The sequence below is a fragment of the Labrys wisconsinensis genome, assembly GCF_030814995.1.
Lineage (GTDB): Bacteria > Pseudomonadota > Alphaproteobacteria > Rhizobiales > Labraceae > Labrys > Labrys wisconsinensis.
This window is the reverse complement of sequence record NZ_JAUSVX010000006.1, coordinates 321,910-335,958: the sequence shown is the minus strand read 5'-3', so window position 1 is coordinate 335,958 and position 14,049 is coordinate 321,910. Positions and strand designations below refer to the sequence as shown.

Annotated in this window: 14 protein-coding genes; 12 read left to right on the top strand and 2 right to left on the bottom strand. The window is 70.1% G+C overall.

The window, feature by feature from the left end; translation table 11 throughout:
* Positions 1 to 316 precede the first annotated feature (316 nt).
* The 10 genes from QO011_RS18420 (at position 317) to QO011_RS18375 (ending at position 9,355) form a co-directional block, all read left to right on the top strand.
* The gene (locus QO011_RS18420; protein ID WP_307274838.1) at positions 317 to 2,281 is read left to right on the top strand and encodes a M23 family metallopeptidase; all 1,965 of its coding nucleotides are present in this window, start codon (positions 317 to 319) and stop codon (positions 2,279 to 2,281) included.
* Positions 2,282 to 2,377: 96 nt separating this feature from the next.
* On the top strand, positions 2,378 to 3,082 hold the full coding sequence (locus QO011_RS18415; RefSeq protein ID WP_307274836.1) for a glutathione S-transferase N-terminal domain-containing protein: 705 nt from the start codon (positions 2,378 to 2,380) through the stop codon (positions 3,080 to 3,082).
* A complete protein-coding gene (locus QO011_RS18410; protein WP_307274834.1) occupies positions 3,079 to 3,657 on the top strand; it encodes a helix-turn-helix transcriptional regulator in 579 nt (192 codons plus the stop codon). The genes QO011_RS18415 and QO011_RS18410 overlap by 4 nt, the downstream gene beginning before the upstream one ends.
* Positions 3,658 to 3,738: 81 nt before the next feature.
* Positions 3,739 to 4,722, top strand: a complete 984-nt coding sequence (locus tag QO011_RS18405) for an NAD-dependent epimerase/dehydratase family protein (RefSeq protein WP_307274833.1) — start codon at positions 3,739 to 3,741, stop codon at positions 4,720 to 4,722.
* Positions 4,723 to 4,840: 118 nt separating this feature from the next.
* A complete protein-coding gene (locus tag QO011_RS18400) occupies positions 4,841 to 5,401 on the top strand; it encodes an AAA family ATPase (protein ID WP_307274831.1) in 561 nt (186 codons plus the stop codon).
* Between the two features lie 50 nt (positions 5,402 to 5,451).
* Entirely contained in the window at positions 5,452 to 5,721 is a 270-nt protein-coding gene (locus QO011_RS18395; RefSeq protein WP_307274829.1) for an acylphosphatase, read from the top strand.
* 155 nt (positions 5,722 to 5,876) lie between these two features.
* Entirely contained in the window at positions 5,877 to 6,527 is a 651-nt protein-coding gene (locus tag QO011_RS18390) for a Rieske 2Fe-2S domain-containing protein (RefSeq protein WP_307274827.1), read from the top strand.
* Positions 6,524 to 7,369 carry an aromatic ring-hydroxylating oxygenase subunit alpha gene (locus tag QO011_RS18385; protein WP_307274825.1) on the top strand — a complete coding sequence of 282 codons (846 nt, stop codon included), beginning with the start codon at positions 6,524 to 6,526 and terminating at the stop codon, positions 7,367 to 7,369. Before QO011_RS18390 ends, QO011_RS18385 begins: the two co-directional genes overlap by 4 nt.
* Entirely contained in the window at positions 7,366 to 8,025 is a 660-nt protein-coding gene (locus QO011_RS18380) for a glutathione S-transferase family protein (protein WP_307274823.1), read from the top strand. Before QO011_RS18385 ends, QO011_RS18380 begins: the two co-directional genes overlap by 4 nt.
* A 208-nt stretch (positions 8,026 to 8,233) precedes the next feature.
* Positions 8,234 to 9,355, top strand: coding sequence for an alpha/beta fold hydrolase (locus QO011_RS18375; protein ID WP_307274821.1), 1,122 nt, complete (start codon positions 8,234 to 8,236; stop codon positions 9,353 to 9,355).
* A gap of 45 nt (positions 9,356 to 9,400) precedes the next feature.
* Here QO011_RS18375 and QO011_RS18370 read toward each other — a convergent pair whose 3' ends face one another.
* On the bottom strand, positions 9,401 to 10,519 hold the full coding sequence (locus tag QO011_RS18370) for a hypothetical protein (RefSeq protein ID WP_307274819.1): 1,119 nt from the start codon (positions 10,517 to 10,519) through the stop codon (positions 9,401 to 9,403).
* A 331-nt stretch (positions 10,520 to 10,850) separates the two neighbouring features.
* Here QO011_RS18370 and QO011_RS18365 point away from each other — a divergent pair, with 331 nt between their 5' ends.
* Both QO011_RS18365 and QO011_RS18360 read left to right on the top strand, forming a co-directional pair.
* Positions 10,851 to 11,597 carry an acetoacetate decarboxylase gene (locus QO011_RS18365; RefSeq protein WP_307274818.1) on the top strand — a complete coding sequence of 249 codons (747 nt, stop codon included), beginning with the start codon at positions 10,851 to 10,853 and terminating at the stop codon, positions 11,595 to 11,597.
* A gap of 224 nt (positions 11,598 to 11,821) precedes the next feature.
* Positions 11,822 to 12,982: a patatin-like phospholipase family protein gene (locus tag QO011_RS18360; RefSeq protein ID WP_307274816.1), complete on the top strand. Its 1,161-nt coding sequence runs from the start codon at positions 11,822 to 11,824 to the stop codon at positions 12,980 to 12,982.
* A gap of 22 nt (positions 12,983 to 13,004) precedes the next feature.
* On the opposite strand, the gene QO011_RS18355 is transcribed toward QO011_RS18360, so the two are convergent.
* Positions 13,005 to 14,036: a CorA family divalent cation transporter gene (locus QO011_RS18355; protein WP_307274815.1), complete on the bottom strand. Its 1,032-nt coding sequence runs from the start codon at positions 14,034 to 14,036 to the stop codon at positions 13,005 to 13,007.
* Between the last annotated feature and the right edge of the window lie 13 nt (positions 14,037 to 14,049).

Sequence of the window (14,049 nt, the reverse complement as noted above, 5' to 3'; positions counted from 1 at the left end):
AATCGCCGCCGCTGCATGCCGTGGGCCTGCGCAGGGATTTCGGCCGGGACCGGCCACCGGGACGCGCCCGAGACGGCGCCTGCGGTGCGCAGCGCCGGAAACGGTGTCCTGCCAAAGGCTTAGGCGGCGGATTGCGAGGCGCCGCCCGCCGGACTTGCAAAATGTGACCCGACATTTGTTGCGGCGGGGGGCCTCCTCGGCTATCGAAACGCGCTGCGCCACATCTTCGTCGCAGGGATGGGCGATCAGCGTGGGCGCTTGGGGGCGCATCCACCGGTGGGCATTTGTCCGCCGCCTGTTCTTCGTCGGAGCGGTCTTGCGCGCCCAGCACACCTTCTCCAGCCTCGACGGCAATGCGGGCAGCGTTTCGCTCCAGCCGCCGCCGCATCGGTGGGGAAGCGAGCCCCCGCTCTATGTCGGCCAGGGCTCGGCGCCGGCCAAGCGGGCGATCAACCTGCGCTGGCTGGCGGCGACGATCCTGGCGGGATCGACAGGCGCGGGCCTGATGACGGCCGTCGTCGTCAGCACGAGCGACCAGGGCACGACGGTCTCGCGGCCGCAATTCGCCAGCCCGCCGCCGATCGACGCGGCGGCGACCGGCGCCAATGTGGCGCGCATGGGCGATAAGCTCCTGCAGACCTACGACGCCGCCAGCGGCCACCAGGTGCTGCGGCTGTCGACCGCCACCAAGCTCGGCGACCACGAGGTCATCAAGGTCGAGCCGTTCTCGCGGGTGATCGCCAATCTGGTGCTCCAGCACGGCGAGGAGGCTTCACGGGTGCCGTCCTTCGCCTCGATCAACCGCAACCCCGATCCCGAGCCGGCTGCGGCGACGCCAGCGCCGGATCCGGACGAGGGCGAGGTGTCGATCAAGACCCACCCGATCGGCGACGAGCCGGTCGGACCGGACAGCGGCCCGACCCTGACGGCGGATCAGGTCGCCGCCGGAGCGCGAGCGGCGGCGAGCGCCGACGGCGACGCCGGCCCCGCCGCCTTCCCGCCGCAGTTCCTGGCCCAGCAGGACGATGCGCCGGACAGCCTCGCCTATGCACCGCCGGATGCGGCGGATTCCTCGACCATCGACATCCGCATCGCCCCCGAGAACGTCACTCAGGTCGGCAAGACCCCTTCGGCCGAGAGCCTCTCGTCCTCGGAGACGACCGTGCCGGTCAAGGCGGGGGAGACGCTGGCCTCGATCCTGCAGCGGCTCGGCTCCTCGCCGGACGACGCCAAGGCCGCCGCCACGGCCCTCGGCGACGCCGGCAACCTCCAGGAGGGGCAGCGGCTGCGCGTCGCGATCGTGGCACCGGGCCCCGGAGAGCCGCGTCGCCCCGTGCGGGTGGCGGTCTATACGGGCGATGCCATCGAGGGCGCGGTGGCGCTCGCCGACGATGGCGGCTTCGTCGAGGTGCAGGCGCCCGGCGTCAATCCCGACGACGGCGGCGATGCGGTGGCCGCGGGCGACGCCACGACCATGAGCCTCTACCAGTCGATCTACGAGACCGCCCTCAAGCAGCAGGTGCCGGAGGCCGTCATCCCGGATCTCGTGCGCGCCTTCGCCGATGTCACCGATCTCTCGGCCCCGGTCCGGCCCGGCGACACCATGGAGCTGTTCTACCAGGAGGGCAGCGGCCATGAAGGCATCCGCTATGCCGCGCTCGGCGTCGGCGGCGAGTTGAGGCGGTGCTACTGGTACAGGCCGGCCGGCCAGGAGAGCGGCGATTTCTTCGACGAGGACGGCCACTCCATCCACCGGCTGCTGCTGCGCAAGCCGCTCGAGGCCGGCGTGATCACCTCGCCCTTCGGCTATCGCCGGCACCCGATCTTCGGCGTCGGCCGCATGCATACCGGTGTCGACATCGCCGACAAGCTCGGCACGCCGATCCGTGCGACGGGCGACGGCATGGTGGTGAAGATCACCACCACCGGCGGCTACGGGCGCCATGTCGAGGTCCAGCACGCCAACGGCTATGTCACGACCTATTCGCACATGGGCGGCTTCGGTCCCGGCATCGTCGTCGGCAAGCGGGTCAAGATGGGCCAGATCGTCGGCTATATCGGCATGACCGGCTTTTCCACCGGGCCGCACGTGCATTACGAGGTGAAGATCAACGGCAATTTCGTCGACCCCATGCGCATCAAGCTGCCGCAGACCATGGACCTCGCCGATGCCGCGCTCGAGCAGTTCAAGCGCCGCCGCGACCGGATCGACGAGGTGATGAACCGGACCTCGGCCGTGCCCGGCACGGCCGGTGCGCCCCGGCCGCTCGACGGCGGCTGAGCCGGCGCCGCTCACCGCCCTGTGACGACGGCGATGCTTGCGCCGCGGCGGCGATTGAGCCAAGCCGGAGCAGGCGATCGCGCCGAGGAGCCTTCGATGTCAGACCTGTCCGCTTTCCCGATCACCCGGCGCTGGCCGGCCCAGCACCCCGACCGGCTGCAGCTCTATTCCCTGCCGACGCCCAACGGCGTCAAGGTCTCGATCGCGCTGGAGGAGATCAGGCTGCCCTACGAGCCGCACACCATCGACATCGGCAAGAACGAGAGCTGGACCCCCGAGTTCCTCTCCCTCAACCCGAACGGCAAGATCCCGGCCATCATCGATCCCGACGGCCCCGGCGGCAAGCCGCTCGGGCTGTTCGAATCCGGCGCGATCCTGGTCTATCTCGCCGAGAAGACCGGCCAGCTCATGTCGGCCGACCCGGCACGGCGCTACGAGACCATCCAGTGGGTGTTCTTCCAGATGGCGGCGGTGGGACCGATGTTCGGCCAGGTCGGCTTCTTCTACAAGTTCGCCGGCCGGGAGATCGAGGACAAGCGGCCGCTGCAGCGCTACCAGGCCGAATCCAAGCGCCTGCTCGGCGTGCTGGAGACGCGGCTGGAGGGCCGCGACTGGATCATGGGCGAAGACTACACCATCGCCGACATCTCGCTCCTCGGCTGGGTGCGCAACCTGATCGGCTTCTATGGCGCCGGCAACCTCGTCGAGTTCGACACGCTGAAGCGCGTGCCGGCCTGGCTCGAGCGCTGCCTGGCGCGGCCTGCGGTGCAGCGCGGCCTGGCGATCCCCGCGCGGCCATGAGCGGACCGGCGCCGTCGCTGCCGATCCGGCGGGATGGCGCCGCAACGCCCCATCCCGGCCCGGCGTTGCGGCGGCTGCGGCGCCTGCGCGGCATGAAGCAGAGCCATCTCGCCGAGCTCGTCGGCGTCAGCCAGGGCACGGTGTCGCGCTGGGAGCGCGGCCTCCTGCCGCTCTCGGCCGCCCAGGAAGCGGCTGTCGAGCGCAGGCTCGCCGCCGGCCCGGCCGGGGACGCCGCGCTGCGGCGGTTGGTGGAATCCTCCGCCGCCAAGGTGCACCTGATCTGCGACCGGACGCACCGGCTGCTCGCCGCCTCGCCGGCACGCCGGGCCGAGTGGCGCCTCGACATCGCCGAGCTGCTGGGCCGCCCCCTCATCGCCTATGCCTCGCCCGAGATCCTGGCCGCGGAGGCGACGCTGGCAGAGCGCGGCTGGCACGAGGACCGGCTCGCCTGCCTCGCCCTCGATACCGGCGCCAATGGCGATGCGCTGCTGCCGATCCCGCCGGGCCGCGTCCTGTGGGAGCGCATCCTGCTTGCCGACGGCAGCGCCGGACGGCTGGTCACCGCCATCGCCTGAGCGGGCATCCGCGCATATTTTATGCCTCGCCCGCCCTCCTCCGGCGGGGGTAGCCTGCGCTGCCGCGACAGGAGCCCCGCCATGACCATTCTCGTCACCGGCAGCGCCGGCCATCTCGGCGAGGCGCTGATGCGCAGCCTTCGCGCAGCCGGACGACCGGCCCTCGGCCTCGACATCAAGCCCTCGCCCTTCACAGACCGGGTCGGCCCGATCGGCGACCGGGACTTCGTCCGGGACTGCATGGCGGGCGTCAGCGCCGTGATCCATGCGGCGACGCTGCACAAGCCGCATGTCGCCACCCATGGCGAACAGGCCTTCGTCGACACCAACGTCACGGGCACGCTGGTCCTGCTGGAGGCGGCGTCCGCGGCCGGCGTCGCCGCCTTCGTCTTCACCAGCACCACCAGCGCCTTCGGCGCGGCCCTGACGCCTGCCGAGGGCGAGCCGGCGGCCTGGGTGACGGAGGCGGTCGCGCCGATCGCCAGGAACATCTACGGCGTGACCAAGGTGGCCGCCGAGAGCCTGTGCGAATTGTTCGCCCGTCGGCGGCGCCTGCCGGCGGTGGTGCTGCGAACCTCGCGCTTCTTCCCGGAGGCGGACGACGACGCGGGCGTCCGTGGACGCTACGCGCTCGCCAATGCCCAGGCCAACGAGATGCTGCATCGCCGGGTCGACATCGCGGACGTGGTCTCGGCCCACCTGCTGGCGGTCGAGAGGGCGCCTGCGCTCGGCTTCGGCCGCTACATCGTGTCGGCGACGACGCCCTTCACCGAGGACGACCTGGCGGGCCTGCGCCAGGACGCGCCGGCCGTGGTGCACCGCCTGTTCCCGGACTGCGCGGCCCTGTTCGCCGCCCGCGGCTGGAGCCTCGCCCCGCGCATCGACCGCGTCTATGTCAACCGGCGGGCGCGGGTTGAGCTCGGCTGGCGGCCCCGCTATGATTTCGCCGCCGTGCTCGAAAGCCTGCGCCGGGACGAGGACTTCCGCAGCCCGCTGGCCCGCGCGGTCGGCAGCAAGGGCTATCACGCGGAAACCTTCGCCGAAGGCCCCTATCCCGTCGCCTGACGGCGGGCTCGTCGCGAGCCGGGCGGCTCACCGCGCCCCTTCCCATTCGTTCAGACATCGATGCCGCGCGCCTTCGGCCGCGCGGCTCGACGCGTGCTTCATCCACAGGAGGATTGTCATGTCCGCGCAAACCGATCGATTCTTCGTGCTCACCGGCGGCCCCGGCTCCGGCAAGAGCACCCTGATCGCGGCCCTGGAGCGCGCCGGCCATGCCTGCATGCCCGAGGCTGGGCGCGCCGTCATCCAGGACCAGATGCGCATCGACGGCCCGGCGCTGCCCTGGCGCGATCCCGCCGCCTTCGCCGAGCTGATGCTGGGCCTCGACATGCGCTCCCACGCCATGGCGGGCGCCGCGCCCGGCCCCGTGTTCTTCGACCGCGGCGTCCCGGACGTGCCGGGCTATCTCGCCCTGACGGGCCTGCCGGTGCCCGGGCACATGCAGCGGGCCGCGGAAACGGTCCGCTACAACCGGCTCGTGTTCATCGCCCCGCCCTGGCCGGCGATCTTCGGGCAGGATGCGGAACGCCGGCAGGATTTCGACGAGGCGGTGCGCACCCATGCGGCGATGGCCGCGATCTATGGCGAGCTTGGCTACGAGCTGGTCGAGCTGCCGCTGGCGCCGGTCGAGGCCCGCCTCGCCTTCGTCAGGGCGCACCTTCCGTTTGCCTGCGGCACATGACGGCCTACTGTGGCGGGATCAGCGGCAAGGCCGGAGCATCCCGCCCCTTCATGACCGAGCCCCATCACAGCGCCTCGCGGGAACGGATGACGATCCTCGGCGACGTCGACGCCGCCTCGTTCCTCCCCTGGATCCGGCGCCATGCCGCCAGGCTCGGGCTCTCGCAGGCGGTGAGCCACACCAGCACCGGCCGGATCGAGCTCGAGCTCGCCGGTCCGACGGCGCTGATCGACATGATGGAGATGGGCTGCTCGCTCGGGCCCATCGACGTCTGGGTCGAGACCATCCATCGTTCACCGATCGATGGCGAGACCGGCTGAGCCGAGCAGACTCCTGTTTTTCTGCAGGCCTCTTCTGCCCGTTTTTTTATCATTCTTGCTCGTGCAGAAACATTGTGCAAGCGTGGCGACGCTGATCGGCAGGCCGACGATGCGCCTGCCCGAAAGGCTGTTCGCATCGTTCGGAACGTCGAAGCATGCTGCCAGACACGACGGGCTCCTGGACACCGGTCGCCCTTTCCGCGGACCTGCCGGCAGGGACCGTGATGCCGGCACGCACGCCCGCCGGGCCGATCGCCCTGTGGCGGAGCCGGTCGGGGCAGGCGGCGGCCGCCGCGGACCGTTGTCCGCATCGCGGCATGCGCCTCTCCCACGGCTTCGTGCGCGGGGAGACCCTCTCCTGCATCTATCACGGCTGGAGCTATGACCGGACCGGGGCTTGCCTGCGCATTCCCGCACACCCGGACCTCACGCCACCGGCTGCGATACGCGTCGACACGCACGCCGTCGAGGACTGCGACGGGATCCTCTGGGTCGCGGCCGGGCAAGCCGCGGCGCGGCCTCCGCACCTCGACCGGCTGCCGCTGCGCTCGCTGACGGCGCATGCCGGCATCGCCGCATTGGAGGCCGCCGCCGGTTCCACCGCGGGGCCGGACGGCCTGATGTGGCGGGCGCCGGCATCGCACCCTCTTCGCCTGCTGCTGGTCGCGCAGGAGGAGGAGCGGACGCTGATCCACGTGCTGGTGGCTGGCGACAGCAGCCGGTCCGAGCGCATCGCCGCGTCGCGGGCCGTCGAGAGCCTGCGGCGCAGCGCCGAGGCGCTGCAGCGCGGGGAGATCGCGTCGTGACGGGAAACGCGATGACCGACCAATGGTATCCGGTCGGCCTCTTCAGTCAGCTCGGCCGGGCCGGACGCCGGACGGCCCTGATGGGCGTGCCGATCGAGGTCGGACTCGATGCGGCGGGGAATGCCGAGGTGACCGATGCGAGCGGCCGCGCCCTGCCCGTCTGCGTGCGCTACAGCCATGTCTGGTCCTCGCTCGGCGCGCCCCGCAAGGCTCTCTTCGCCATTCCCGAGGCCGACCAGCCCGGCCGCCGCTTCGTCGATGTCGGCGTGGTCCGCGTGCGCTGCTCGCCGCTGCGCGCGGTGGAGAATTTCCTCGACATCGCCCATTTCCCCTTCGTGCACACCGATATCCTCGGCGCGGAACCGCATACGGAGGTGCAGGACTACAAGGTCGAGATCCGGGAGGCGGAGGATGAGGTCTGGGCGACCCAGGTGCAATTCTACCAGCCGCAGGCGGCGAAGTCCGCCAGCGGCGGCATCACCACGCAATACATGTACCGCGTGCCGGCGCCGACCTGCTCGGTCCTCTACAAGACCTGCCCGCCCCGGCCCGGCGAATGGGACGTCATCACGCTGTTCGTCCAGCCCCTCGCCGAGGATCTCTGCGACGTCTGGCCGTGGATGGCGCTGTTCGACGACACCACGGCGATGACCGACCTCATCCACTTCCAGCAGATGATCTTCCTGCAGGACCGCTCGATCCTCGAAAACCAGATCCCGCGCCTGCTCCCGCTCGATCCCGGCATGGAGATCCCGACGCGCGCCGACCTGACCTCGGTGGCCTACCGGCGCTGGCTGAAGCGGCACGGCTACACCTACGGCGCCGAGCTGGTGGCGCAATGAAGCTCTACGACTACGTGCTCTCGCCCAGCTGCTACAAGGTGCGCCTGATGGCGGCGTTGGCCGGGGTGCGGCTGGAGCTCCGGCCGGTGGATTTCCATCCCGGCGCCGAGCATCGCGGTCCCGAGCTGACGGCGCTCAACCCGGCGGGCTCGATCCCGATCCTCGAGGACGGAGACCTGGTCCTGACCGAATCCGCGGCCATGCTCGCTTATCTCGCGGCGCGCAGCGCGCCGGAATGGCTCGGCAGCGGCGCGCCGGCGGAGACCGCGCGCATCCAGCAATGGCTCTGCTTCTCCCACCGGCTGACGGCCGGCCTCGGCGGCGCCCGCCTGCACGAAATGCTGCTGCGCCCCGGCGATATCGGCGCCCTTCAGGGCCAGGGCATCGCCGCCCTTCGCGAGCTGGAGGCCGGCCTGGTCGAGCAGCGCCTGCGCGGCATGCGGTTCCTCGCCTCGGACCGGCCGACCGTCGCCGACATCGCCTGCTTCCCCTATGTGGCGCTCGCGCCGGACGGCGGCATCCCGCTCGATCCCTACCCGACGATCCGGCTCTGGTCCCGTGCGGTCCGCGGCCTCGAAGGCTTCATCGAAATGCCCGGCATCCACCGGCTGCACGAGCTGACGCCCGGCCCCCAGCTCGACCGGCGTGGCGCCTGACATGGCCGGCATCCTCATCGAGACCCGCGCGGCGATCGTCCTGGACGACGGATCTCGGCGAAACATGCCTCACTCGAGCCGCCCCCGCCTCCTGCCAAGCCGCTCGCCGTCAGCCGGCGCCGGATGACCGCAGCTTCCCGTGCGGCACCACAGATCCGCCGTCTTTGCCGGCCAGGAGAGGATGCCGGGCAGGATCGGAGAAAATCCCTTGCGAAACCTCTTCGCCGCCCTCGTTGCCGTGCCTCTGGCCATGCTCCCCGTGACCGGCCGCGCCACCGACTTCGTCGAGGATCACAGCTATTTCCGCGTCATCATCGGCGGCAAGCCGGTGCGTCTCGAAGGCCTCACCATCAAGCGTTCCGACGCCGCCGGCCGGCTGCCGATCGCCCTCGTCGTGCACGGCAAGCCGCTCGACACCGGCGATGTACAGAGCCATCACACCAACACCGTCGAAGAGCAGGCCCGGGACCTGGCGGGGCGCGGCTGGCTGGCGGTCGTGCCGATGCACCGCGGCTTTGGCCAGTCCGACGGGCTGCCGCCGGGCGCACTTGGCTGCGACGTCGGCGCGCTGCTGCACCGCTTCTCCGACAATGCCGACGACCTCGAGGCCGTCCTGGCGCTGGTCAAGCAGCGGCCCGACGCCGACCCGAGCCGGGTGATCGCCATCGGCGTCTCGGCCGGCGGCGCGGATGTCGTCACCCTGTCCGCGCGCAATCCCGCCGGCCTTCTCGGTGTGGTCAGCATTTCCGGCGGGCTGAGGCTGGACAATTGCCCCGCCTGGCAGGACAACCTCGTCGCCGCGGAGAAAAGCCTGGGCGCGCAGAGCCGGGTGCCGCAGCTGTGGCTCTATGCCCGCAACGACAGCTATTTCGGCCCCGACCTGGTCGACCGCATGCGCAGCGCCGCCCTGGACGGGGGCGCCGACGTCAAGCTGGTGATGTTCGATCCGATCGGGACCGATGGCCACAGCCTGTTCTCGGTGCCCAGCGGCCGCAACGACTGGCTGCGGGAGCTCGATGCCTTCCTGCGCTATCTCAAGCTGCCGACATGGCAGCTCGGCGAGGTCGACGCGATACTCACGAAGATCCGGGCGCAGAAAGGCAACCGGGGCTTCATCGAGAGCTATTTTGCGGCGCCGCTGTACAAGGCGCTCGCCTATTCGCCGAGCCAGAACAACTTCTGGGACGGGTTTGGCGCGACGTCGCTTGAGCGCGCCCGCACCCTCGCCCTCGAGCCGTGCAAGCGCAAGGCGAGCGACTGCGCCATCGTCATGGAGAACGACGACGCCGTTCCCGCCCAACCGGCGGGTTCGACGGTGGGCTCGCCCTGAGCGCCGGTCCGGCTCGGGAGCGGGGGCGCCCCGATCGAGGGGCGCTCAGCGGAAATCGTCGTCGATCAGGCGGGTCCAGGATTCGCCGGCGAGGCCCGTGAGCAGGGCATTGTGCGAGGCCTCGTGGCAGGCTCTCAGCACCCGCGCGTCCGCGGCATGGATCAGCGTCGAGGAGACCGGCCGGAAGCTGGCGTTCATGCGCGTCAGCGCGGCGATCTGCTCGGGCTGGGCCCGGCCGCGCACGGCGACGGCACCGGCCGCGGCCGCCGTGGCCGCGAGATTGGCGAGCGCCGCATCCATATGCTGCGGCACCGCCAGGACCTGGAGGAGCTGGGCCACGCCGCCTCGCCTGAGATAGGCCAGCCAGCAGGCGAGCGGCTCGCCGGCGGCATCGGTGGCGACCATGGCCTTGAGCACGCCGTGGCGCCGGCGCCGCGCCGCCTCGGCCAGGCGGCCCCGCAGATGCGGATCGGCGGCCGACCAGTCCGGACGCAGCGCGTAGAGCCGCGACAGGCGCGCCAGCGCGGCCGCGAGCTCGTCGGTGGAAGGGGCGAAGAAGCGCAGCGCCGCCTGCCCGCCGCGCGGCAGCCGGATCTCGGCCCGCGGCTGGAAGGCCTGCGCCGCCGCGCCGAGGAGGTTCGTCACCGTCCGGTTGCGGAACCGGTCGGCGAAGACGCCGGCGAGATAGGCGCCCCGGCTCAGCACCAGCAGCCAGTCGAGGCTATGCAGCGGCAGATGCACCGCGCCGACGCGCTCCAGCACGTCGCGCGAGATCGGCGCCGCCGTGTCGGTGGAGGAAAAGCCCTGCCCCTGGTGCAGGATGGCGCGCAGCAGCCGGAACAGGGCGAGGGCATCGCCATGGCCGGGATCGAGCATCATGCCGCAGCCCACCATGCCGCTCATCGGCGTGCCGTCGAGCACCATCGGCTGGTTGATGCCGCCGATGAAGCCGGCGAGCCGTCCGGTCGGCGATGTATAGACCTGTCCGGACGGGAAGGCCTTCTGCTGCGTCTCGCCGAAGAAAAGCTCGCTGAGATAGTGGGTCAGGACGTCCTTGCGCCGCGGACGGCCCCGGCGGAAGAGCTTCAGGAACAGGTCGGAGACGGCATCGAGGTCCTGGGGCGAGAGGGCGCGAACGCGCGCGATCAGCAAAGGATCCGCCATGTCGTTCAGGGCCTCGCCGGCGATCACTGGCGTCTTCGCAACCCGTGCTGTTGGTCGAGCGACAATCTAGGAAGGGTTTCGCTTAAAACAGGTTAACTCGCTCTGTCCGAGCAAGTCCCGGCATTTGACGATTTGACTTGGCTGCGGGCCTCTGACGCCCACGGCAGGCCGTGGAGCCTGGCAGCAGGAGATCATGCCAATACATGCATGTTTCGTCCCGCGCCCCGTCGCTCGCCCCGCTTCCCCAGGAGACGGCCGACACGACGTTGTCATGACGCCATGCGACATCACGCCGAGGTCACCACGACTGGTTTGCCAGAGGGGAAGCCGCTTGGAAATCGCCGACGTCCTGAAGCGCGCCAGCGCCATGCCGCTGACCAACCCATCCTTCCCGCCCGGTCCCTACCGCTTCTTCGACCGGGAATATGTGATCATCACCTACCGCACCACGCGCGAGGCGCTGGAAGCGGTGGTGCCGGCGCCGCTCGAGATCGACGAGCCGGTGGTCAAGTACGAGTTCATCCGCATGCCGGACTCCACCGGCTTCGGCGACTATACCGAGAGCGGCCAGGTGATCCCGGTGCGCTTTCGCGGCGAGCATGGCGTCTATGTCCACTCCATGTATCTCGACGACGACGCGCCGATCGCCGGCGGCCGCGAGCTCTGGGGCTTCCCCAAGAAGCTCGCCAGCCCGAAGATCGTGCACGAGGGCGAGGTGGTGGTGGGCACGCTGCACTACGGCAGCGTCCTGTGCGCCATCGGCACCATGGGCTACAAGCATCGGCCGGCCGACCGGGACCAGGTGCTGGCGGCGCTGGGGGCGCCGAACTTCCTGATCAAGATCATCCCGCATGTCGACGGCAGCATGCGCATCTGCGAGCTGGTGCGCTATCACCTCACCGACGTGACGCTGAAAGAGGCCTGGACCGCGCCGGCGGCGCTCGACCTGCGCCCGCACGTCATGGCCGACGTCGCCCGCCTGCCGGTCGTCGAGGTGGTTTCGGCCCTGCACTTCAAGGCCGACCTGACGCTTGGCCTCGGCGAAGTGGTCTACGACTATCTCACCGAGGCGCGATAAAACCCGGAGCTTGATCGCTTCAAACTGAATCGATCAAGCTCTCTATTTCCTTTTTACGCATTTTCTTCACGCGAACCGAGTGCCGGTCCGCTTGAAAATGCTTCGGAGCAAAGCACATTTGGGCGGAAACGCTGCTTTGCTCTCACTCTTTGTTTCGACGCGTCTTTGCGAGACTTGGCGATTCCGCCGGACCGCAGAACGCTTCAGGCTGTCGGAGACCGAGAATGCTCGAACGCAATCCGCAGAAGGCGGCCCGTGCCACCCTCGAGGAGATCTCGGCGCTCTATGACCGCGTCGCCCTGGTGTTCCAGGGCGGCGGCGCCCTCGGCGCCTACCAGGCCGGCGTCTACCAGGCGCTGGCCGATGCGGGCTGCGAGCCGACCTGGCTCTCCGGCGTGTCGATCGGCGCGGTCAACGCCTCGATCATCGCCGGCAACGAGCCGCGTCACCGGCTGCATCGCCTCGAGCAGTTCTGGCAGAAGATCTCGGGCCGCAAGATCTGGGCCTACACGCCCGAAGGCGATATGTTCCGCGACATCCGCAACCGTACCAGCTCGTGGATGACCATGACCCAGGGCCAGCCCGGCTTCTTCAAGCCGCGCTTCCCCAACCCCTGGCTGCAGCCGCAGGGCGCCGAAGGCGCCACCAGCTTCTACGACTCGGCCGAGCTGAAGGAGACGTTGGAGGAGGTCATCGACTTCGACGTGCTCAACGACGGCAACAAGCGCCTCAGCGTCGGCGCCGTCAACGTGCGCACCGGCAATTTCGTCTATTTCGACACGGACAATGTGCGTATCGGGCCCGAGCACATCATGGCCAGCGGCGCGCTGCCGCCGGCGCTGCCGGCGGTCCGCATCGAGGGCGAATATTACTGGGACGGCGGCATCGTCTCCAACACGCCGCTGCAATATCTGCTCGACCAGGAGGAGGAGCGTAGCTCGCTGGTGTTCCAGGTCGACCTGTTCAGCGCCCGCGGCACCCTGCCGCGCAGCATGCCGGAGGTGCTGTCCCGCCACAAGGACATCATGTATTCGAGCCGCACCCGCCAGAACACCACCAATTTCGAGCGGCTCCGCGGGCTGAAGCTGCACCTGCTCGACGCCTTGAAGCGCCTTCCCAAGGACCTCCTGACCAAGGAGGAGGAGGCGCTGATCCAAGACTACTCGAAGGCCGGCTTCGTCAACATCGTGCACCTCATCTACCAGCACAAGAACTACGAGGGCCACGCCAAGGACTACGAGTTCTCCGGCACATCGATGCGCGAGCATTGGGAAGCCGGCCTGGAGGACACGCAACGCACCTTGCGCCATCGCCAATGGCTGGTGCCGCCGGCCGGCGCCTCGGGCGTCGCCGTGCACGACCTGCATCGGGAAGATCCGACCTGAGGCACCGGCGGCAGGCCGGGCGTCAGAAGCGCAGGGTGAGGCCGGCGCGCCGCAGCGCCCAGTAGAACATGAGGGTCGCCAGCGACGTCACCGCCATGGCGATCCAGAAGCCGCCATCGGTGTCGAGGAGCGGCAGGCCCTTGACGTTCATGCCGAAGATGCCGGCGATCAGCGAGCCGGGCAGCAGCAGGGCGCTCATGACGGCCAGCGCCCTGAGGCTGCGGTTGGATTCGTCGGCGAGCTCGGTCGTCACCTCCTCGTGCAGCAGCCTGGCCCGGTCGCCGACCATGATGACGTCGCGGTCGAGCGCCTGGAGCCGGCCGCCCAGGCGGCGCAAAGCGCCGCGGCCGGCCTCGGAGAGGTCCCAGGTCTCGCAGTCCTCGTCCTGGAAGAGATGGGCGAGCGCCGCCACCGGCCGGTGCACGGCGAGGGTGAGCCGGCGCGCCGCCATCAGCCGGCGCCGCTCGTTGTTGATCCGTCCGGTGACGAGCACGTCCTCCACCTGGTCGAGCGTCGTCGCGATGGCGGACAGATGCCGGGACGTCGCCTTGCAGAAGGTGGTGATGATGTCGCCGAGGACATCGAAGGCGGTGGCCGGTCGCAGGCTGCCGGACTCCACGGCCTGGCGGACCGCTTCGGTCGCCTCGAGCGGATGGCGCCGGCCGGTGACGAGCATGTGCTCGCCGACGGCGAAGGTGAGGCGCCCGAGGGTCTGGCCGACGCCACCGAGCTCGCCGTGGAAATCGGCGCAGACCCCGTGCACCACGCCGTCCTCGTAGCCGAGCATCAGGGCGTCGTCGTGGCCGTCCAGGACCGCCCGGGTGGCGGGCGGCAGAGAACAGGTCTGGTGCAGCCAGTCATGGGCGCGGCGGTCGAGGAGGTCGACATGCAGCCATAGCCAACCGGCTTCCGCGCCGCCGATGGCGGCCGCGGCCTCGGCGGCGGTCAGGCGTTGCGCCGCTCCGCCGGGCAGCAGGCGCAGGGCCCAGACGAGCCCGGGGGCATGGCTCTGCGCATCGCGCGCGAGCAGAGGCAGGCTGGCGACATCCACCATGGTCCGGCGTCCA